Annotated in this window: 15 protein-coding genes; 5 read left to right on the top strand and 10 right to left on the bottom strand. The window is 64.5% G+C overall.

The genetic code is table 11. The features are described 5' to 3' along the window. Positions 1-64: 64 nt before the first annotated feature. The 3 genes from AC1RP5_RS09015 to AC1RP5_RS09005 form a co-directional block, all read right to left on the bottom strand. The gene (locus tag AC1RP5_RS09015) at positions 65-616 is read right to left on the bottom strand and encodes a hypothetical protein (RefSeq protein ID WP_493110298.1); all 552 of its coding nucleotides are present in this window, start codon (positions 614-616) and stop codon (positions 65-67) included. A 51-nt stretch (positions 617-667) separates the two neighbouring features. Beyond that, positions 668-2,677 carry a M10 family metallopeptidase gene (locus tag AC1RP5_RS09010; protein WP_493110297.1) on the bottom strand — a complete coding sequence of 670 codons (2,010 nt, stop codon included), beginning with the start codon at positions 2,675-2,677 and terminating at the stop codon, positions 668-670. A gap of 107 nt (positions 2,678-2,784) precedes the next feature. Then, positions 2,785-4,791 (bottom strand): M10 family metallopeptidase C-terminal domain-containing protein, encoded by a 2,007-nt coding sequence (locus AC1RP5_RS09005; protein ID WP_493110296.1) that lies wholly within the window; start codon positions 4,789-4,791, stop codon positions 2,785-2,787. Between the two features lie 250 nt (positions 4,792-5,041). Between AC1RP5_RS09005 and AC1RP5_RS09000 the strand changes: the two genes are divergently transcribed. Continuing rightward, on the top strand, positions 5,042-6,379 hold the full coding sequence (locus AC1RP5_RS09000) for an LLM class flavin-dependent oxidoreductase (RefSeq protein ID WP_493110295.1): 1,338 nt from the start codon (positions 5,042-5,044) through the stop codon (positions 6,377-6,379). 11 nt (positions 6,380-6,390) lie between these two features. Here AC1RP5_RS09000 and AC1RP5_RS08995 read toward each other — a convergent pair whose 3' ends face one another. From AC1RP5_RS08995 to AC1RP5_RS08970, 6 genes are all read right to left on the bottom strand, one after another. After that, positions 6,391-7,728: an NtaA/DmoA family FMN-dependent monooxygenase gene (locus tag AC1RP5_RS08995; RefSeq protein WP_493110294.1), complete on the bottom strand. Its 1,338-nt coding sequence runs from the start codon at positions 7,726-7,728 to the stop codon at positions 6,391-6,393. 107 nt (positions 7,729-7,835) lie between these two features. Next, positions 7,836-8,840, bottom strand: a complete 1,005-nt coding sequence (locus AC1RP5_RS08990) for a phosphotransferase enzyme family protein (protein WP_493110293.1) — start codon at positions 8,838-8,840, stop codon at positions 7,836-7,838. Next, a complete protein-coding gene (locus AC1RP5_RS08985; protein WP_493110292.1) occupies positions 8,833-10,116 on the bottom strand; it encodes an aspartate aminotransferase family protein in 1,284 nt (427 codons plus the stop codon). The genes AC1RP5_RS08990 and AC1RP5_RS08985 overlap by 8 nt, the downstream gene beginning before the upstream one ends. A 21-nt stretch (positions 10,117-10,137) precedes the next feature. After that, positions 10,138-10,629: a hypothetical protein gene (locus AC1RP5_RS08980; protein WP_493110291.1), complete on the bottom strand. Its 492-nt coding sequence runs from the start codon at positions 10,627-10,629 to the stop codon at positions 10,138-10,140. 14 nt (positions 10,630-10,643) lie between these two features. After that, positions 10,644-11,930 carry an OprD family outer membrane porin gene (locus AC1RP5_RS08975; RefSeq protein ID WP_493110290.1) on the bottom strand — a complete coding sequence of 429 codons (1,287 nt, stop codon included), beginning with the start codon at positions 11,928-11,930 and terminating at the stop codon, positions 10,644-10,646. Positions 11,931-11,962: 32 nt separating this feature from the next. Further along, entirely contained in the window at positions 11,963-13,627 is a 1,665-nt protein-coding gene (locus AC1RP5_RS08970) for a M14 family metallopeptidase (protein WP_493110289.1), read from the bottom strand. Positions 13,628-13,717: 90 nt separating this feature from the next. On the opposite strand from AC1RP5_RS08970, the gene AC1RP5_RS08965 reads away from it, so the two are divergent. The 4 genes from AC1RP5_RS08965 to AC1RP5_RS08950 all read left to right on the top strand — a co-directional run bounded on the left by AC1RP5_RS08965 (position 13,718) and on the right by AC1RP5_RS08950 (position 17,868). After that, positions 13,718-14,554 carry a PhzF family phenazine biosynthesis protein gene (locus AC1RP5_RS08965; RefSeq protein ID WP_493110288.1) on the top strand — a complete coding sequence of 279 codons (837 nt, stop codon included), beginning with the start codon at positions 13,718-13,720 and terminating at the stop codon, positions 14,552-14,554. 43 nt (positions 14,555-14,597) lie between these two features. Then, complete coding sequence (locus AC1RP5_RS08960) at positions 14,598-15,494, top strand: oxygenase MpaB family protein (RefSeq protein WP_493110287.1); 897 nt, start codon at positions 14,598-14,600, stop codon at positions 15,492-15,494. A 67-nt stretch (positions 15,495-15,561) separates the two neighbouring features. After that, positions 15,562-16,134 (top strand): hypothetical protein, encoded by a 573-nt coding sequence (locus AC1RP5_RS08955; RefSeq protein WP_493110286.1) that lies wholly within the window; start codon positions 15,562-15,564, stop codon positions 16,132-16,134. Between the two features lie 102 nt (positions 16,135-16,236). Next, complete coding sequence (locus tag AC1RP5_RS08950; RefSeq protein WP_493110285.1) at positions 16,237-17,868, top strand: GMC family oxidoreductase; 1,632 nt, start codon at positions 16,237-16,239, stop codon at positions 17,866-17,868. A 94-nt stretch (positions 17,869-17,962) separates the two neighbouring features. Here the strand turns inward: AC1RP5_RS08950 and AC1RP5_RS08945 are convergent, their stop codons facing one another. Beyond that, positions 17,963-21,286, bottom strand: a complete 3,324-nt coding sequence (locus AC1RP5_RS08945) for an AAA domain-containing protein (protein WP_493110284.1) — start codon at positions 21,284-21,286, stop codon at positions 17,963-17,965. Between the last annotated feature and the right edge of the window lie 201 nt (positions 21,287-21,487).

Genomic DNA, 21,487 nt, shown 5'->3' with positions numbered 1-21,487 from the left:
AGCGGCCTAGCCGCTCCTCAAGGGAGCTGTGTCGCCTATCTGAGGCGAGGCCGGTGGAGCGACGCTATTCCCATCCGACTTGAGACAGGAGATTCAGCCGGAATTCGTCCCGAAGATCCCTAGCGACATACCAAAGATCGAGTTCCTCGAGGAATTGAGACCTCAGCCGCTCCATTCCGCCGCTACATTCTATGAATGATTCCATAAATCGCGGCTCTCCGCCGAGAATGCTGAAATCATCTGTTGAGCAAATCCCTCCCCACATTGCGGATCGCCCGAAGATGGCTGTAGCGAATACTCCCAGCCGACCTTCCGGCGGTACGTCCGCCATGGCGTTTTTGTCCCAGGGAAGGACGCAGTTGAACTGATGACGCGGCACAGTTTCGACGCTGGTGGCGACAAATTCCTCATCTCCACATAATTCGCCAGCGGTCGCCCAACACCGGAACTCGCTATCTGGAAAAACAAACTGGAATGGCAAGAGAACGAAGTTCCAGTTTTGATTCACGAATGACGATCGACTTGCTTCATGACCGCAAAAAACAGAGCGGAAGACATTCCCAAAACGTGCCTGAAAGCTGGGCTCGCTCAGAATAAGTGTTTGTGCCTTGTTCATTCAGGGAATCGTGAAGCGTGACTGGTAGTGGGGCAACTTAGAGCGCTCGCCTCAGGCGAAGAGGATGTCGTTCAGGGTGATGGCGTTCGCGCCCACGAAATTGATCGCGAGATCGGTGGGCGCCGTCGCGACGGTCGGGTGCACGTAAACGCTCGTGGAGCCGCCATCCGACAGGATCTGGACATGCGCGGCATCGGTGTTGAAGGCCCGCAGGTCGAGCTTGCTCAAGCCCGTGACGAAATCGGCGATCGTGTCGTAACCGGTGAGCAGGTTGCTATCGAGATACTGCCAGTAGACGAAGACGTCGGCCCCTCCCATGCCGCGCAATGAATCGGCGCCGCCGGCGCCGGTCAGCACGTTGGCGCCGCTGTTGCCGATCAGCGTGTCGGCCGCCGAGCCGCCTGTCAGGTTCTCGATCGCGCTCATCGTGTCAAACAGCACGCCGTCCACGTAACCTGCCTGCGCCCGCAGATCGGCGTAGACCCGGCCGGTGGTGCCTTCGTAGGAGGCGGTGTCGATGCCGCCCTGCCCCCAGAGCTGGTTGGGCGTTCCCGTCGTGATACCGCCGCCGATCAGGACGTCGTCTCCTTCGCCGCCATAGAGTAAATCGCTCTGGCTGCCACCCGTCAGCCGGTTGGCCTCGGCGTTGCCGACCAATGTGCTGCGACCAAGGCCCGCCGTCAGGTTCTCGATGCTGTCGTAGGTGTCGACGGTCACGTAGTTGACCATGCCGTATCCGCTGGCGAGATCGGCATAGAGCACGCCCGTCCTGCCGGCATAGGACGCGGTGTCGTTGCCCTCCTCACCCCAAAGCTGGTTGGTGCCGAAGCCGCCGATCAGAACGTCGTCGCCCCTGCCGGCGTAGATCAGGTCGTTGCCGATGCCACCGTCGATCCAGTCGTTTCCGTCGTTGGAATCGATCACGTTGGCGAGGTCGTTGCCGATGATGGTGTCATTGCCGGCACCGGTCACCAGCGTGCCGATCTCCGACCGCGTGTCGCCGTGATAGAGCAGCGAATTGTAGACATTGCCCTGGGCCTGGTATTCCGGCGAACCCTTGGGAGCGTACAGGTTCAGGTCGGCGAGATGATCCGTCGAGAAGCGCAGCCACTGACCGGGCCGCAGGTCGTCATACTGGTCGCCGTTGAAATTACTGAGGTCGTAGGTCGCGTCCGCGCCCTGCGTCCACACCGTCTGGAAGATCTTGTAGGTCTGCGTCGTGCCGGTCGTGTTCGGATCCGCCGCGCCGTTGAGATACTGCTGCCCAGTGCTGTTGTCCCAGGTGTACAGGGCCGTTTCGGCTACCTTGCCCGCTCTCTCGTCAGCCCCCTTGCCGAAGTTGGCGCCGTAGATCTCTTGCAGGGCGGCAATGTCGTACATCATGTAGCCGGACACCGAGGAACCGTCCGGTGCGATCGAGTTGGCATGGACGCTGACTTCGCCGCTCAGGAAGCTCGAGTAGCTCATCAATGTGAATTCGATGTCGCTGTGCGTCGCCGATATGGCGCCGTTCGGATAGGTCTCGAAGGGATGCTTCAGACCCATCGCATGACCGATCTCGTGCAGGATGGTCGCGAACGCGTCGTTCCCGAACAACTGCGTGTCCTTCGGCGTGCCATTCGTGCCAAGGAAGGCATCGCCCGAAGAGTTGGCGACACCATCACCGTAAATATAAGGATAGTGGGCGTGCGACCCGTTGTTTTCCTTGCCTTCGGGCAGGCCGACGATGGCGATGCGAATGTTGGCGTCCGGTGTCGTCGCCGCCTCGAATGTGACGCCGGTGTATGCCGTGATGAGATTGAAGGCGGCGTAAGATGCGTATTTCTGTTCTTGCGTCGCCGGCTTGAAGGTCTCGAGCGACTTCTGGTCGATATAGCCCTCGCCATAGTCGCTGACCGACGTCGGGAAAAACCAATTGAACGACTTTGCCGCCGTCTGGCCCTCGGGATCCGATGTCCAGTAGTGGTTGGACAGCAGAGACCTGACCTCAGGGTCCAGAACCAGATAGGAAGCGAAGGTGCCGGCATAGAGCCCGCCCTTCGGCTTTAACGCTGCAACCATGACGAGCCCCCAAAAGCGTCAGAAAACAATCCGCAATTATAGTGCGGCAAGAACTCTGACAAGGCATCGCGCGGAAAGTCGCGTCAATGCCGGGGGAGTCGGGGCGGCTAGGCGAACAGGATGTCGTTCAGCGTGATGGCGTGCACGCCGACGAAGTTGATCGCGAGATCGGCGGGCGGACTCGCGACATCCGGCGTCGCGTGGAGATAGAGGCTGGTCGAGCCTGCATCCGACAGGATCTGGATGTGCGACACGTCGGTGTTGAACGCGCGCAGGTCGAGCTTGCTGGTGCCCGACATGAAATCGAAGATCGTGTCGTAGCCAGTGAGCAGATTGCTGTCGAGATACTGCCAGTAGACGAAGATGTCGGCGCCGCCCATGCCGTACAGCGCATCCGCGCCGCCGGCGCCGGCCAGGATGTTGGCCGCGCTGTTGCCGATCAGGGTGTCGGACGACGAGCCGCCCGTCAGGTTCTCGATCGAATTCATCTGGTCGAACAGCACGCCGTTGACGTAGCCCGCCTGCGAGCGCAGGTCGGCATAGACGTGGCCGGCGGTGCCCTCATAGGAGGCGGTGTCGCTGCCGCCCTGGCCCCACAGCTGGTTCGGCGCGCCGTTGGAGATGCCGCCGCCGATCAGGATGTCGTTGCCCTCGCCGCCGTACAGAAAGTCGGTCGAGGCGCCACCGGTCAACCGGTTGTCGCCGGCATCGCCCACCAGGGTGTTGCGGCCCGAGCCGCCGGTCAGGTTCTCGATGCTGTCGTAGGTGTCGGCCAGCCTGAAATCGACGAGCCCGTGTCCCTGCGAGAGATCGGCGTACACGACGCCGGTGCGACCGGCATAGGACGCGGTGTCGTTGCCGTCGCCGCCCCAGAGCTGGTTCTGGCCATAGCCGCCGATCAGCACGTCGTCGCCCGAGCCGCCGTAGAGCACGTCGTCGCCGATGCCGCCGTCGATCGTGTCGTTGCCGTCGTTGCCGTGGAGCACGTTGGCGAGGTCGTTGCCGATGATGGTGTCGTTGCCGGCGCCAGCCACCAGGTTGCTGATCTCCGACTGTGTGTCGCCGTGATAGAGCAGCGTGTTGTAGACGTTGCCATGGGCCTGGTACTCCGGCGTGCCCGGAGGCGCCGCCGAGTTCAGGTCGGCAAGATGCTCGACCGAGAAGCGCAGCCACTGGCCCGGCCGCAGGTCGTCGTACTGGTCGCCGTTGAAGTTGCTGAGGTCGTAGGTCGTGTGCGCGCCCTGCGTCCACACCGTCTGGAAGATCTTGTGCGTCGCGGTCGTACCGGTGTCGAGCGCCGGGTCGTTGTTAATGTACTGCTGCCCCGTGCTGTTGCTCCAGGTGTAGGTGACCTCCTGGGCGGCGTGGTCGTCGGTCTTGCCCTTGGCGAAATTCGCGCCGTACATCTCCTGCAGGGCCGCGATGTCGTACATCATGTAGCCCGATACCGAGGAGCCATCCGGCGCGGTCGTGTTGGCATTCACGCCGACCTCGCCGGTCATGTAGGCGGAGTAGCTCATCACGGTGAATTCGATGTCGCTGCGGTCCGCCGAGATCGGCCCGTTCGGATAGATCTCGAACGGATGCTTCAGGCCCATCGCATGGCCGATCTCGTGGATGATCGTGGCGAAGCTGTCGTTGCCGTACAGCTGGTCGGTCTCGGGGAAACCGTTGCTGCCGAGGAACACGTCGCCGGCGCTGTTCATGATCGCGCCGTTGTCATTCACCGGATAACCGGCGTGCGAACCGCCTTCGTTACCCGGCAGGTCGCGGGCGCCCGAAATCCGGATGTTGGCGTCCGCCGTGTTGATCCTGGTGAAGGTGGCGCCGGTGTATTCGGTGATCAGGTTGAAGCCGATGACCGAGGCGTCCTGCTGGTGGGAGTTGGTCGGCTTGAAAGCCGCCAAGCCGTCCGGATCCTGATAATCGGTCGGAAACTGGTTGGAGCGCCGCGGGAAGAAGTAGGTGAATTCTTCCGCTGCCACGAGGCCTTCGGGATCGGTCGTCCAGTAATTGTCGGACAGCAAGGCCCGGACGTTGGAATCGACGACCGTGTACGAAGCGAAGAGGCCGGCGTAGAGACCGCCCTTGGTGATCGCAGGATCCGAAGCCATGCCGAGCGTCCCTTCAACGAGTGAGATGAAGCGTCAGGCATCTACAGGCATCGCTGTCTGCAAATCGACGCGAATCGCCGAGGTGCGACTCCAAGGTACAGAGTCGATCCGATGCCGATGCCTATTGGGTTTCCTACCGCACGCTACGCTTCGTATTGTCGCTCGGCGCGTGCACGTCGAGCGTTGATCTCATCGGCGCTGTGTGCACTATCGCACCGAGACGGGAATGCACGGCAAAGCGAGACGCAGCATGATGGTTCTTGGCTTCACCGCCGGCGCGCTGGGCGGCCATCTCGGCGGCTGGCGTCATCGGGACTCGTTCCCGACCACCACCATGCAGCTCTCCTGCATGGTCGAGATGGCGCAGATCGCCGAACGCGGCAAAATCGACATGATGTTCCTGGCCGACGGCAACGGCGTGCGCCAGATGGACAAGCCCGCGCTGTTCGCGGCCAACAGCCCCTCCGATCGTCCCGCAGTGTTCGAGCCGGTGACCCTGTTCGCCGCACTTGCCCAGCACACCAGCCGTATCGGCCTCGTCGCCACGACCACCACCACCTACGAAGAGCCCTTCTCCATCGCCCGCAAGTTCGCCTCGCTCGATCATCTCAGCGGCGGTCGCGCGGGCTGGAACCTGGTGACCACGCAGTATGTCGAGGACGCAAAGAATTTCGGCCGCGACGAGCACATGGGTCGCGTCGACCGCTACGAGCGGGCGCGTGAGAGCCTCGATGTCGTGCGGGCGCTGTGGGATTCATGGGCCACCGACGCCTTCGTGCAGGACAAGTCGACCGGGCAGTATCTCGATCCGTCGCGCGTGCGCACGACCAACCATCGCGGCCGGCATTTCGCGGTAAAGGGCCCGCTCAACGTCGCCCGCACGCCACAGGGCCAGCCGGTCGTCTTCATGGCCGGGCAATCTGAAGCCGGCAAGGAACTGGCGGCCTATGGCGGCGAGGGATTGTTCGGCACGGCCAGCAGCAAGCAACAGGCGCAGGCGGAGTATGCCGACATCAAGCGCCGCATGCCGAAGTACGGCCGGCCGCCGGAAGCGCTGAAGATCCTGCCGGCGCTCAGCGTGTTCGTCGGCCGCACCAGCGCCGAGGCCGACACGCTTTACGAGGAGCTGCAGGCGCTGATCTCACCGTCGCTGGCCGTCAACTACCTCTCGAAGCTGGTCGGCTTCGACGTGACCGAGGCGCCGCTCGACGGGCCGATGCCTAAAAGCCCCGGCGAGAGCGTCGGCGGTACCGCGATCGGCCGCTCGGTGCTGGAGATGGCGGCGCGCGAGGGCCTGAGCGTGCGCGCCACCTACGAGCGCGTGTTGCCGTCGATGGGCGGCAACATGGTGAAGGGCAATCCCGTCGAGGTCGCCGACATGATGGAAGACTGGTACGCCGGCAAGGCGTGCGACGGATTCATGCTCTCGATGCCCGTCCAGCCGCGCAGCCTGCGCGACTTCGTCGAGCTGGTGGTGCCCGAACTGCAGCGCCGCGGCCTGCGTCCGCCGGACTATACGGGGCCGGCGCTGCGCGACCATATGGGCCTCGTCCATCCGGCCGATCCGTTCCTGTCGGCCGCGCAGTAGACGCGCGGCCGCTATACGGCCTTCACGCCCGGTTCCGGCTCCGGCAGTCCGAGACGCTGGCGTATGGTCAGGCCGTCATACCGGGTCGGAACCGCTCCGGCGGCCTGCAGCAGCGGCATCACCGTGCGATTGAACTCTTCGATGCCATCGGGCAGCACCGGAATGTGGATGTTGAACGCATCCACGGCGCCCGAGCCCCACCAGTCCAGGATGGTGTCGGCGACATCCTGCGGCGTGCCGACGATCAGGCGATGCCCGCCATCGACGAGCCGCACGAGCTGGCGAGGCGTCAACTGTTCGGCGGCCGTCAGCTCCGCGAAGGAACGCGTGAAGCCCACGGGGCGCGACTGGTCCTGCGAATAGGTGAACAATGCCGGATCGATGACCTTGTCGGGGTCGTGACCCGCAAGGTCCGGAAGGGCGGCACGCTTGTAGAAATCCCGGACCAGTGCCGCTTCGCCATCGCTGCCATGCAGCGCCTCGTGCTTGCGATAGGCTTCCTCGCGCGTTTCGCCCATGACGACGACGAGCCCTGGCATGAGCAGGATATCGTCGGGGTTGCGGCCATGCACGAGCGCGCGTTCGCGAAGCTGCGCCTTGTATTCGAACGCAGCCGACTTGTGGAACAACGCGGCGTAGACGATGTCCGAATGCTTGGCGGCGAGATCGACGCCGGCATCCGATGCGCCGGCCTGCGCGATGACCGGATGCCCCTGCGGTCCGATCGGCACGTTCAACGGGCCTTCGACCTGGAAGAACTCGCCCTGGTGCCTGATCTTGCGCGCCGTGGTGTCGTCCCACAATTTCTCCGCCGGCGCATCGCCCTCCGGCATGTCCCAGCTCAGCCAGAGCTTCTTCACCAGCTCCACGAACTCGTCGGCACGGCGATAGCGTTCGGCGCGCGGCGGCAACGGCGCCGAGCTGAAGTTCGCGGCGATGTCGGGATTGAAGCTCGACACGACATTCCAGATCAGCCGACCGCCCGAGATATGGTCGAGCGTCGCGAGGCGTCGCGCCAGATTGTACGGCGAGTTGTACGAAGACGATGCCGTCAGCAGGAACCCGATGTCGGGCACCTGCGCCGCGATCGCCGAGAACAGCACGGTTGGATCGAAACTGTGGAGCGGCCGCGAGGTGTTATCGCGTTGCAGCGCCGGATGATCCGACACGAACGCGATGTCGAACAGGCCGTCATGCGCCAACTGCACCGAACGCAGATAGTGGTCGTAATGGCTGAACCGGGCCCAATCCATCCCCGGCGATTGCCACGACTTGTGGGCCGATCCCGTACTGTTGATGGCGACGCTGAGGAACAGGCGTCGCCTGGGTTGGTGATCGGGACTGGCCATGGTCAACTCCGGGACTCAACAAGGCACTCGAGACACGCGCGAGTGTAAACCGGCTTCGACACGTGGCCACGCGGCATCATGCTGCTATGGCAATCGCCTGGATTGGCTCACGGTTTGCTTCGTTGCAGGGCTGCGCATTGCTCCAGCACCCAGGCCTTCCGTTCGTCGAACACCGCCGGACGCTTCAGTTCAGGCCGCTCGTGGAACCAGCCGATCGACGCCATCCAGCGGATCAAGCGGAAGGTCGAGATCGTCGCCGGCGCATCGTCGGGCAGAGGCCGGACGGCGCGATAGCTGTCGAGAAAGGCGCGCTCGATCTCCGCTGCATTGGGCTTGGTCTGCCAATAGGTCAGCACGACGGCGATGTCGTATTGGTGCCAGCCGAATCCCGCATCGTCGAAGTCGATGACCGTCAGCCGGTCACCCTCCACGAGGATGTTGCCCGGGTGCATGTCGGAATGGATGAGGCTGTAGGCCGACGGCTCGCGGCTGAGCTTCGACAGCCACGCATGCATGCGGCCCCTCGTTTCGAGGAGGAGGCTACGTTCGCCCGGCGTGAGCGACCGGTGCTCCCAGAACGGGCCCCAGTGCGGCGCATCGCCCATCAGCCCGTCGGCGTCGAGCGCGTGGCGCTGGAAGTGCGCCGGCGGTTGCCAGACGCTTGCCTGGTTGTGCATCGAGGCCGTGAGGGCGCCGAGCTGTCCGAAGTAATCCTCGACCACCTTCTGATCGGTGGTTTCGGCGAGAACCTCCGAGAGCAACCGGCCTTCGGTCCAGCGCGCCATGCCGGCGAACCGCTGCTCGCCGGTCGCCGGGATCGTGACCGGGACATAGTCCCGCCCGTCGCGCGCGGGAATCGCCGTGGGCACCTCGACACCGGCCTCGGCGAGGCTCCGGATCCAGGCGTGCTCGGAGACCAGCTCTTCCAGCGTGTGATAGCCCGGCCGGTGCAGGCGCAGCACGTAAGCGCCGCCGTCGCGCCGGTCGACGACCTTGAACGTGACGTTCTCGGCCAGGGAAACCAGCTTGAGATCGACGGCGTCGATCGGGAAGGCGTCGAGGGCCGCGCGCGCCGCCGGCGCAAAAGTCCGGTCGACGGTCTCCTTATCCATCGAGCTCGGCCATGGTCGCGTCGAACGCCACGAGGAACTCGTTCGCATGCGCCTCAGTGAAGACCAGCGGCGGCCGGATCTTCACGACATTCTTGTAGGCACCGGCATTGCTGCTGAGGAAGCCCTTGTCCTTGAGGCGATTGATGACCTCGACGGCCATGTCCATGTCGGGCGTGCGGGCCGCGTCGGTCTTGGCGATCTCGACGCCGACGAACAGCCCGTGGCCGCGCACGTCGGCGATCGACGCGAAGCGGCCCTTGCGCTCGGCCAGAGCCGACTTCAGGTACGCGCCCACGGTGGCGACGCTCTCGCGCAAGCCGTCGCGCTCGATGACGTCGAGCACGGCCATGCCGACCGCGGCCTGCAGCGGGCTCGACGCGAAGGTGTTGAAATAGCGCGTCGCACCGCGGAAGCCCTCGATCAGCTTGCGGCTCGCGGCAGTGGCCGCCAGCGGCAGCCCGTTGCCCATCGGCTTGCCGGTCACGACGATGTCGGGCTTGAAGCCCATGATCTCGTAGCCCCACCAGCGCCCGCTGCGGCAGTAACCCGCTTGGACCTCGTCGGCGATCAGCAGGCCACCGGCCGCGTGCACGATCTCGGCGGCACGCGCCATGTAGCCCCGCGGGACGTCTGGCAATCCCTCGTTGGCGAAGATCGAACAGACGATCAGGCCCGCGAAGCCCGTGCCGTCCTCCTCGAAGCCGCGAATCGCTTGCCGCAGGCGGTCGAGATAGGCCTCGCACAATTCATCTTCGCTGGCGCCGGGCACCAGCGGACGCAGCATCTCGGGGAACGGGATCGCGCGCACGTCGCCGGCGGTGTTCTGGCCGTTGCCGATGCGCGTCATCTTCCCGACGGCCTCGCTGTTGCCGTGATAGGTCGCGTTGGTGCAGACGATGCCCGACCGGCCGGTGGCCATCCGCGCCATGCGCAGCGCCACCTCGTTGGCCTCCGTGCCGGAGCAGCTGAAGATCACGCTCTCGATCTCCGGTCCATGCAGCGCCGTCAGGCGTTCGGCGAAGGCCACTATGCCTTCGTGCAGGTAGCGGCTGTGGACGTTGAGCGTGCCCTGCTGGCGCGCCATCGCCTCCACGACATGCGGGTTGGCGTGACCGACGCAAGGCACGTTGTTGTACATGTCGATGTAGCGACGGCCGTCGGCATCGAACAGGTACACGCCCTCACCTCGAACGATGTGCAGGGGCGCGTTGTAGAACAGGGGAGCACCGGCTCCCAGGGCGCGGTCGCGGCGGGCGGCGAGTGTCTCGGAACTCATGATCGGCCTTTCGTTCGGGTCTCAGATTTTCGTTGCGGGCTTCAGCTCGCCACCGGGCGCGCGGCAGAAGGTCAGCGTGCCGAATGTCGTGCGGCTGTTCTTGGTGACCGACAGCCTGAGCGGCCGGCAGGTGCTGCCGTCGGCCCTGACCTCGGACGGGCCGGCGGGCGCGGCGGTGACGGCGGTCGGTTCGGCATCGATATTCTCAGGGACAACGGTGTATGCTGTCGTCTGATCGCCCGTGGCGACGAAGGCCTGCCGCGCCGCTTCGAGCAAGCGCCGCCGTTCCTGATCGTCGAGACCGTGACGCCCGATCCCGCCGCCGCCGGTCGGGCCGGCGGTGATACCGTCGTCGGGAAGGTCGACCGCGGCACTCACTTCGCGCGCCGTCGGACTGCTGCGGGTCGGCGGAGGAACGCCGGGCGTGCCGACGCAGGCGGCCACAAAGCCCAGGACGCAGACGGCCAGGACCAATCGGGTGAGGTGCTTCCGTCGACGGGAAATGTCCTGCATCAGCCCCTGCCCCCTCATTTCTTCCTGGCCGTGCCGTTGGCGCCGAACTTCCATTCGTAGTTCAGGATGACGCGGTAGTCGCGGATCGTCGTCAAGGCGCCGTTCTGGTACTGGTCCACCAGGGCTGCACGGCCGCGTAGCCACAGGGGCCGCGCCCAGTCGGGCCAGTCGAGCGCGCTGTTGGCGACGAGATAGTCGAGCGTGAAATCGTATTCGTTGTTGGTCGACAGGGCCGCTCCCGTCGTCGGGTTGATCGCGCCGTTGCCGAAGACGATGTTGGTCGTGAGGGCGAAGCCCGGCATCTTGACTACGGCCAGGTCGAGCTTGGCGCCGACCAGCGCCGCGCCCTCGTTCGCCCGATCGAAATCCTTGACGATCATACTGGTGTAGCCGGCCCAGGTTCCGTACGGCGTGCGATAGGCAGCGGCGCGGCCGGTCTGCGTGTAGCTCGCGGTCAGGATCGCCGGTCCCCAGGTGAAATCGACGTCGAGGCCGCCGGCCCAGGTGCTGAAGGCGTTGCCGGTCAGCAGCTGGGCACCGGTGCTGCCCTGGACCATGAACTGGGCGGAGAGCTTCAGCTCCATGTTGTCGCGCAGCGACCAGCTCTTGGAGACGTCGGCGTAGCCCGAGCTCAGGATGTTGGGGACGTGATAGCCCGACAGGCGCGTCTTGAAACTGTCGGTCGGGGCATAGGTCAGGGTCGCGAGCGCCATGCCCTCGCTCACGCCGGCGGGCGCGCCCGCGATCTGCGCCATGTTCAGGAACCGGTCACCATCGCGCGGCTTCTCGGCCGCGACATAGCCCGCGAAATAGCTGAGGTCGCCCAGCGCGCCGGCCAGGGTGTAGGCCTCGAACGTGGCGGGCGTCATGCGGCTGTCCTGCGGATTGACCTCCGGCTGGTTGATCAGCTGGCGGTAGCCGGTGAATTCCTGGTCCCAGAGCTTCAGCTTGCCCCAGGCCTGTCCCAGCACCGTGTAGCCGAGCTGGTCCGGCCGCAGCAGCAGCGTGCCGCCCCCACCCGTGGGCGCCGAGATCGGCTGTGACGTATAGGTCACGGCGCCGAACTTCACGGCATTGTGGAACCAGCCCGTCTCGTAGCCGATCCAGCCGCCGCCCGCCCAGGCCGTGTTGTTGGGCGGTGTCGGGTTGGTGCGATCCATGAAGTAGCTGCGGACGTGGAAGGTGAGCGTCGCGTCGTCGTACAGGCCACGCTTCAGCGCAGACTCAAGGTCCTGCGCAACGGCGGGAGCGCCAGCAATCGCCGACAGAATGGCGGCCGATAGAACGCTCGAAGCCTTCACGTCTCTCCTCTCCCGTGCGGAAGCACAGAAGCCTACTTGTCGCCGTTCAACAACCCTTCTTCGAGCATGCGTGCCGCTTCCAGCACGGTCCGCATCCCGACCGTGTGTGCGAGCTGGAAGGCGTCGCCGTAGATCGTCTCGTCGGGATATTCGCCGACGATGGTGAAGGGCGGCCCGTTCCGGTCGGCCGCCGACGCCACATAAGCAACGCCGCGGTGGATCTTGAACGGCAGGCTGCCGACATGCGCCTCGAACGTCCGCAGATGCGCTTCGTTGAAGGCGCGCAGCCCCGGCGTCTCGCTCACGCGGCCGGCCAACTCGTGCACGAAGCGCTCGCCGATCTCCTGCAGGTTGGCGCGGTAACGCATGATCAGGAAGAAGCCGCGCGGCACCATCCACAGGAGCGACTCGCGCGGCACGTAGCCGGTGTGCGGCCGCGTCCATTCATGCGCCGGGTAGCCGTGCAGGTTGACGTGCAGGCGCACGTTGCCGCGGCGATAGGCTTCCCGCCTGACGGCCAGCTCGTGCAACGGCTCGCTGTCGCGATAGGCGATGTCGTCGCCGAGCGCGGAATAGCGCGCGGCATGATGCATGTGCCGCGGATTGTGCAGCCGCAGCGCCCGGTGGAGCGCGTAGCCGTCCGGGTTCTCCTGCGGGAACAGCACGAACCTCACGCCGCGCGCCTTGAGGGACGACGCCGCGCGCAGGACGCCCACGACGCCGGACGTCTCGTTCGCATGCTGGCCGGCGGAGAGCACCAGCCCGAGATCCTTGCCGTCGACAATGGTGGCGAGCACCGGCGCGCCGCGCTTCGAAGCGCCATCGAAGCGGTCTCCCCCAAGGCGGGCGACTTCCTCCGCGATCCGCGCCGGCGTCAGCGGGCTGCGTGCGTCTTCAAGGTCGCGCGGCGACTCGTCGATCGCGAAAGGCGGTTCGATCGCGGCGCGAACTTCCAGCAGCAGCTCCGTGGCGCCGGTTCCGCGCCTGATGTCCGGCACGATCTGTCCCGGCTGCAGGGTGCGGTCGCCGGCGATCCTGCCGTTCAGGAACTGGAAGTATTCGAGCGCCGAGAAATACAGGTCCTCGTGCAGGGCCTCGCGCGTGCTGACGCATTCGTCGGCATAGGGCAGCGGCAGCTCGATGCCGCCGGTCCGCACCCTCATGTGCAGCACGTCGAAATGCGGTGGCGCTGGCCAGGTATGCTCCTTCAGCGCTGTCATGATGTCGAGGAACGCCAGCTCGTACTCGGTTTCCACCGGCTCGCCCGTATCGGTGCCGCCAACCCAGCCGCATGGCGCCAGCGCGGCGTCGCCGAAAGGCGTGCGCCGCTCGCGGTTGGGCGCGAAGACTTCGTACACGACGGTTCGCGATCCGTAGTCGAGCGTCACGACATAGTGCAGCGCCTTGCCGCCTTCGGCGAAGACGATCGGCACGTCGCGCAGCAGGCCCGCCAGCGGATAGGCCTCCAGGCGGAAGCGCTGCGCCGCCGCCAGCGGATGGTTCGGCGTCTCGATCCTGACACCCGACAGGCCCGAGAGCTCGGCCTCCTCGAGAAAGAAGTGCAGGAGCGGTTTGTAGGCGCTGCGGATCCGTGCCGCGATTCCCCGCGCCGCCAGTTCGCTCTCCGCCTCGCGCCGCGAGTCGCGGTCCTCGAACAGCCAGGCCTCGAAGGGACCGGTCGCCTGCCGGACGAGCATGTCCAGGGTCCGGGGAATCGTCCGCTGAAGAATTATGCTCGTGTCCATCGCCGGGCCCTTACGGTCGTCGTGATCGTGTTAGGAAGCAGTATGCAGGATAGTGGAATCGGCACTCAATCGACCTTGCGCATGTTTCAGGTCGACGCCTTCACCGATCGGGTCTTTTCGGGCAATCCCGCGGCGGTACTCGTGCTCGACGCCTGGATGCGGGACGGCCTGATGCAGTCGATCGCCGAGGAGAACAATCTCGCCGAAACGGCCTTTGTCGTGGCGAGGCCTGATGGCGACTGGGACTTGCGCTGGTTCACGCCGGTGCACGAAGTCGACTTCTGCGGCCACGCCACGCTCGCGACGGCGCACGTTCTCCTGACCGAGGCCGGCGCCCGCGCGCCGCTTACGTTCCATACGCGCGTCGGTCCCCTGAGGGTCACGAGAGAGGCGCAGCGCTATCGCCTCGACGTCCCCGCTCTGCCGCCGGAGCCGCTGCCATCGCTGCCCGAGGAAATCGCTGGCGTCTTCGACATCCCGCCCGCGTATGTCTTCCGGAACTTCGAGAACATCTTCGCCGATCTCGGCTCCGCGGATGAGGTGCGCCGCTTCGTGCCCGACCTCGCGTCCATCGCGCGGCTCGGCCCGGTCGGCCTCGTCGTGACGGGACGTGAAACCGACGGCGCGCCGGCGGACTTCGTCTCCCGCTATTTCGCGCCCGGTGCCGGCATCCCCGAAGACCCGGTCACCGGATCGATCCACGCAACACTGGTTCCCTATTGGGCCAAACGACTGGGGCGCACGACGCTACTGGCCTATCAGGCCTCGGCGCGCGGCGGCTGGCTGGCCTGCGAACTGGCCGGTGATCGCGTCTTTCTGACCGGCAATGCCGTCACCTTCATGAAGGCCGAGATTCTAGTTCCCGACGACGACGCGTAAATTCAGGACTGGCCGCCGCGAGCCGCCTCCCCATATCGGCTCCATGAGCGTCCTCGTCCTGCCCTGGCTCGACGCCCTGGCGCGTAAGCTGGTCCAGCCGGCCGGCGGTCCTGCGGTCGACTTCACGCAGCCCGCCGGCGAGGAGGCGCTGGTGCCGCCGACATCGGTGTCGTGGCGCGTGTTCAAAAACCCCGTCTCGCTGTTCGTCGGCGGCGTCGCGGCGGTGATCCTCGAACTGGCCGATCCCGCCGTCCGCACCGGCGTGTGGGAGCATTCGTCCTTCCGCACCGATCCGAAGCGCCGCCTGCAGCGCACGGGCCTCGCGGCCATGGTCACCGTCTATGGCGCGCGAAGCCAGGCCGAGACGATGATCGCGGGCGTCGTGCGCATGCATGACCGCGTCGAGGGCCGCACGCCCACGGGCGAAGCCTACCGCGCCAACGATGTCGACCTTCTCACCTGGGTGCAGGCCACGGCGAGCTACGCTTTCGCCGAAGCCTATCACCGCTACGTGCGCACGCTCGGGCCCGACGAACTCGACCGCTTCTACGCCGAGGGCGCACCGGCCGCGCGTCTCTACGGCGCGCTCGATGCACCAGCCAGCACGACCGACCTCATGGCGCTGTTCGACTCGAAACGAGCGCGACTCGAACCCTCGCCGATCGTCTTCGAGTTTCTGGACATCATGCGCAAAGCCCCCGTCTTCCCGCCCCTGCTGCGGCCGCTGCAGCGATTGCTGGTGCGCGCCGCCGTCGAAATGGTGCCGGGCTGGGTGCGCGAGCGGCTGGGCCTCGGCGCCGCATACGGCCTGTCGCCGTGGCAGGCAGCCCTCGTGCGGCGGGCCGGTGCCCTCTCGGACCGGATCCTGCTGCGCTCCAGTCCGGCGGTGCAGGCCTGCCGCCGCCTCGGCCTGGCGGACGACTATCTCTATCGGCGTTGATCGCACTTCCAGACGCAACGCGAGGAACGAGCGCTCGTTAGCCGGGATCACCCTCCCGGAGACACGAATGCATTGGATCGACCCGGACCACCTGCCGCAGACCGTCGGCAACGTCGTGCAGTTCACGCAAAATCCCAAGGGCGAGCTGGACGGGTTGATCCTCGACCGCGACCGCCAGGTCCATTTCCCGCCGCATCTCGGCCGTCAGGTCGCGAAGACCATCGCCATAGGCGACAAGATCCATGTGCGCGGCGTGCGACCGCGCGGCGCTTCCGTCATTGCAGCCGTCTCCCTCGGCAAGAGCCACGGCACCGAGATCGTCGACAACGGACCCGAGGCCGAGAAGCGGCGCGGCAAGCCACCCAAGCTGAAAGGCAGTGCCACCCGGGTTTCGGGAAACGTGCGTCTTCCGTTGCATGGCCCTCAGGGCGAACTCTGGGGCGCGCTGCTGGAAGACGGCACCGTGGTGCGTCTCGGGCCGAAGGAGGCCAGGCAGAAAGCCAAGCAACTGACGCTGGGCGCGCGCTTTGCCGCTCAAGGCATGATGACGGAGACCGGATTCGGCCGCCTCGTGGTGATCGGTCCGGCCCGTCATCCTCCGGCCGCGAAGAAGAAGGCGGCCAAGAAGAAGAAGGTCTGACCGTTCCCGTTCCCGTTGGCGAAACCGCGAGACGGTTTGCCCGCGCCGAGACTTGTCAGCGCGCGTGAGGGCTGCTCCCCTTGAGGCCAAGGGAGAACGGAAATGAAGAACGACCAGACCTATGACTACATCGTCGTCGGTGCAGGGTCCGCGGGCGCGGTCGTCGCGAGCCGGCTGAGCGAGAGCGGCCAGTATCGCGTGCTGCTGCTCGAAGCGGGCACCGAGGGCTCCAACTTCTTCTGGTCGAAGGTGCCGGTTGGCGTCGCCAAGATGATCGACGATCCGGCGGTCAACTGGTGCTATTCCTCCGAACCCGACGAAGGCTCGGGCGGGCGGCGCATCGCGGTGCCGCGCGGCCGCATGCTGGGCGGCTCCAGCTCGATCAACGGCATGGTCTATATCCGCGGCCAGGCGCAGGACTACGATCACTGGGCGCAGCTCGGCAATCGCGGCTGGAGCTATCAGGACGTGCTGCCGATCTTCAAGCGCATGGAGCGCTTCGAGGGTGGCTCCGACGAATTCCGCGGCCGCAACGGCATCCTCCCCGTCACCCATACGCCGCGCAACAAGGTGCCACTGCTGGAGAAGATGATCGAGGCGGCCGAGAAGATGGGCCTGCCCTACAATCCCGACCAGAATGGCGCCTCGCAGGAAGGCATCGGCATGTCCCAGGTGACGATCACCAAGGGCCGCCGCCAGAGCACCGCCTTCTGCTACCTCGATCCCGCGCGCGGCCGCGCCAACCTGCGGATCGACCAGGGCGCGATCGCCGAGTCCCTCATCCTCGAAGGCAAGCGCTGCGTCGGCGTCCGCTATTCGGTGCGCGGCGAGAAGCGCGAGGCGCGGGCGACGCGCGAGGTCATCGTCTCTGGCGGCTCGATCAACTCCCCGAAGCTTCTGGAACTCTCCGGCATCGGCCAGGGCGAGCGGCTGCGCGCGCTCGGCATCGCGCCGGTGCACGAGCTGCAAGGCGTCGGCGAGAACCTGCGCGACCATTATTCGCCGCGCATGAAGTTCGAGATCACCGGCAAAAACCTCACCTTCAACGACAATGCGCGCGGCTGGCGGCTGGCGCGCGAGGCGCTGAAATACGCGATCCTGCGCGAAGGCTTCTTGGCCTCGACCTCGGTACCGATCCGCCTCTACTTCCGCACGAGGGTGGGCCTCGACTCGCCCGACGCCACGATCTCGATCGCGCCCTTCCTCTACGAGATGGTCGGCAAGGAGCGCCGCGTCTCGGCCCAGAAGGGCATCACCATGAACGTGAACGTGCTGCGCTCGGAGAGCACCGGCTCGGTCCATATCAAGTCGGCCGATCCTCACGAACCGCCGGCGATCCGTTTCAACTTCCTGTCCACCGAGCACGATCGCGAGGGCATCGTGAAGGTCCTGCGCAAGGGCCGCGAGCTGATGGCGACCTCGCCGCTCAAGGAAGTCACCGGCAAGGAGATCGCGCCCGGCGCCCATCTCCAGAGCGACGCCGAGCTGCTCGAATGGGTGCGCAACACCGCCGAGACGACCTATCACCCGGTCGGCACCTGCAAGATGGGCAGCGACCCGCGCGCCGTGGTCGACTCCGAACTGCGCGTCCACGGCATGACCGGGCTGCGCATCGCCGACGCCTCGATCATGCCGACGCTCACGTCGGGCAACACCAACGCCCCCACCATCATGATCGGCGAGAAGTGCGCTTCGATGGTGCAGGCGGCGGCAGCGGTGGCGCGCGCCGCGTAGATACATGCCACTCAAGAAATTCGCGGTAGACGAGGCACGTATAACGCTGCCTCTTGCGTGCCTCCGCGATCCAACCGGATGCCGCGGCGGCAGCTCAAGACGCGCTAGGCAACATCACAGCCGGCTGCCCGTCCGCTTGCTCCGCCCATGCTGCCACTTTGTTTACGCACGCCGGCAGGTCATCGCGGACCTGATAGACCCAGAAGCGCATGACATCCCACCCCATCTCAATCATGCGCAAGTTACGGAGCTGATCACTCCGTATGAGTTCGCCGTCCCAGTCTCGATGATAGTGCTCGCCGTCGACCTCGATATTGAGCCGACGTCCATTCGGTCGGATCAGAGCAAAATCAAGAATGTAGGAATCGACGTCGTATTGAGGTATCGGGCGCAGGCCAGCTTTTACCAACGCAGTCCACAACACCTTCTCCCAGTCCGATACAAGCTCGGGTCGCGCGACGGGAGGATAGTAGGCGCCACCTGAGTGAGCCACATTCGCGACGACCAATTCGGCTGGCCGCGCCAAACCCGCTACATACTTGGCGAAAGCACTGAGGTACTCAACTTCGCTTGCCAAACAGGCGACGGCATCACCTACGACCACCAGCGCACCGCGAGCGCGTGTAATACCGACATTGAAGATGTTGCCCTGACTTTTCAAAAAGCCGGAAGTGGTCTCTGGCGCGCCACTGGAAATCACTGGTGAGAACAGGATGAGGTCGCGCTCGTCTCCCTGGAACCGGTGCGCGGTCTCGCTGATGAAATTGCGCGACGCCAGCACAGCCGCCAGAGCGTCGTCGCGGGCGATAAGCTCTTCGATCAAATTGGCTTGCGCTCTGAATGGGGTCACAACGCCCATCTCGCCTAAAAAGCGTTGCTCGAGGGCAAGCCGCCGCAGCTCGGCCACAACTGCTGTAGCTTCTTCGTGATTGACCGCGCCGCCGGTGAAAGGGCGCACGGTGCGCCCCTTGACGTCGACCCAGCGCACCGCTGGTCCATCTGGGCGTTTCAGCCGCTTGTAATCGGTTGCCACACGCAGGCGACCGCCATAGAAGAACTCGTTGGAAAACTGAATGATCGACTCGTGACTGCGATGATGGTCGCGTAAGGCCACGATAGATCTAGATGACACCTTAGCAGCCGCGAGATCGTAGAGCGCATTCGCTCGATAGCTCCAGTTCGCCCCCGGAGCCGAAAGAACGTCATGCTTCACCATCAACGCCTGCTCACGCTGCTGGGAAAGGCGCGTTATGTGGCGAAGCTGTTGCGGATCTCCGATAATCACCGCCCGCTTGGCACGATAGAGAAGTGGGATTGCCGACGCGATGTCGCATTGGCTGGCTTCATCGATGACCACTAGATCGAATGCCCCTGCTGCCAATGGAATTCGGCCGCGCGCTGAAAGCGACGTGACAGCCCAGCTAGGCAGAGCCTTGGTTGTCTTACCAGCAAACTCGTAGAAACGGCGCCACACCTCGCGGTCGACAGTCCCACCCTGTTCGTCCGTCTTGGCGATAAGCCGCAAGAGAGCGGCATATTCTCCTAAAGCTGAACGGTCGTCCTGGTTCAGACGGTCCGGCAAGAGCGTTGACCAAGATCGCCAAGCATCGAGAGACAGGGCAGCAATTCCTTTGGCTTCACGCGCAATGTCGATGGCCAGTACGCCCAGGTCGTCACCGTTCGACAGCTCAGCGAGCGCAGATCGATAGCTGGCTGCATCTTGCGCCGCGCCAATGAATGCCTCGGCCAATCTCCAGACGTGTTCCGGCTCCTCTGTGCCGCCCGGCCAGCCATCAAATCGAGCGAGTGCCTGACGGACCGACAACGCCGCTTCGGCCGCCTGACGGCTCAAAGTGCTTTTCCGCATCGGCCAAAGCACCCGATCGATCAGCGATGCCCCTTCACGATTTGCTCGACCAATCGCTTCCGCAAGAACTCGAACACAATGCGGCAAGTCTGACTTGAGTACCTCCGCAGAGTTCGAAAAGAGCGCGTCCTTAAGCACCGCGCGACTCCCTTCGGCAAGCCGTTCAAGCCCATCAACACGGTTACGCAACGCCACCAAATTTTCGTACGCACGTAGCTTTGTATTAAATGCCTCACCCTGCAACTTGAGCTGCGCTAGCGTCTGATCGTAGGCACGCCGGTCGTCCGCTGTCGGCCTGGAGGACAGGATCGCACTCAGGTGTTGCGCCAACTCCTCTTGCAGCGCTCGCGCTCCCAGTCTCAGGACAGTAGGCCTGGAGGCTAGACCGTTGACCCGATCGAGCACTACGTCCACAGCCTTGTTGTTTTTGCTCGAGAACAGCACACGCTGCCCACGCCATGCTGCGTTGACGAGTATGGCTGATACGACTTGGGACTTGCCGGTCCCCGGGGGGCCGGTAATGACGGTCAGAGGTTCAGTCAGCGCGTCGCGCACGGCGTTGCGTTGCTCGGTGTTGAGTGGAGCCGGCTCCAACAACAGGTTATCATCCACAACGCGCGGCGAGGTCTTGCCAAGCAGAACTCCAAGACTTGATTTTGCTATGTCACTGTCGCTCACTCCCTGAAGATCGGAGAGATCCCGTTCAAGTCCCACAGTAAAGGGTGACCTGTCCGCGATAACGACTATCGCGGCATTATAAATCCCTGGCCCTGCAAGACTGCGAAGGCCTCCGACCGGCCGCAATGGCGCGGGTACTAACGCTTCTTTCCACTGCCACTCGGAACGAAGATCGCGCAATCGGGCGACCAGCTCGTCCAGCGGCGGCGGTTCACCAGCGTCGAGCCCCAGTTCCTCAGTGAGAAGCGCCACCTCTGCGAGAATATTCTCCGGCGCGCCTGCGCTGCGAACGGCCCTCGTATTTATGATGGGCTCCGGCAGGAAGGAAAAGCCGTTGGACTCGGAGTCCTGTGGCCACAGAAGCAGCGGCTCGACCATCTTGCCTTCCCAGCCGCCGCGGCCACGTACTTGCCGCAGCATTACTGGGTATCCGAGCCAAAGAATCTTTTTGCGCGGGTCGCGTCGCTGCCGAACGATCAGCTTGCGCAGGGAATCAGAGTGGCTGTCTGGTAGAGAACCATCTAGGGGCCAAGATGATAGTTCGACATAATCGAGGTCGTAACGGGAATCCGCGAACACACTCACCCCATTGTCGTCGTCCTGGGCGAGGCAGTCGAGGTAGTAGGCGAAGAGTGATCGCCACTTATTGCCCTCACTCTCCGGTTGGATTGAAGGCTTCGACTGTGACAAGTCAGCGGAGGTGAGCGACCAAGCATAATTCTTGTTCTGCTTCACTTTACCCCGAAGTGATCCGTGCAGGAGCTGATTGATCGCCGTCCGATCAACGCCCAGCGCGTCCGCAATGTCCTTTGCCTTGCTCACCCCGCGGGAGTGCAGATAATCCAGGATGCGACTTGTTAGGTCCTCGCCCACGGTTGTGCTCACTAAAGCCCACGAGAAGAGACGACCAAGTCCGGCGCTGAACAGAGAAACATCTTTCTTCGGCGCCAGAATAGTGAGGTGCGATAGCCGGAAGGCTGTCTCAAAAGTGCTTTCCAGGACATACAGCGTATAGGGTGCATATGATCAAAGCCTATATCGATCGTCATTGCGGTACTTACCAACCGTTTTGAA

The sequence above is a fragment of the Reyranella sp. GW821-FHT12G01 genome, from assembly GCF_058806575.1.
Note: the sequence above shows the minus strand (reverse complement) of the source record. Positions and strands in the feature narration are given on the sequence as shown.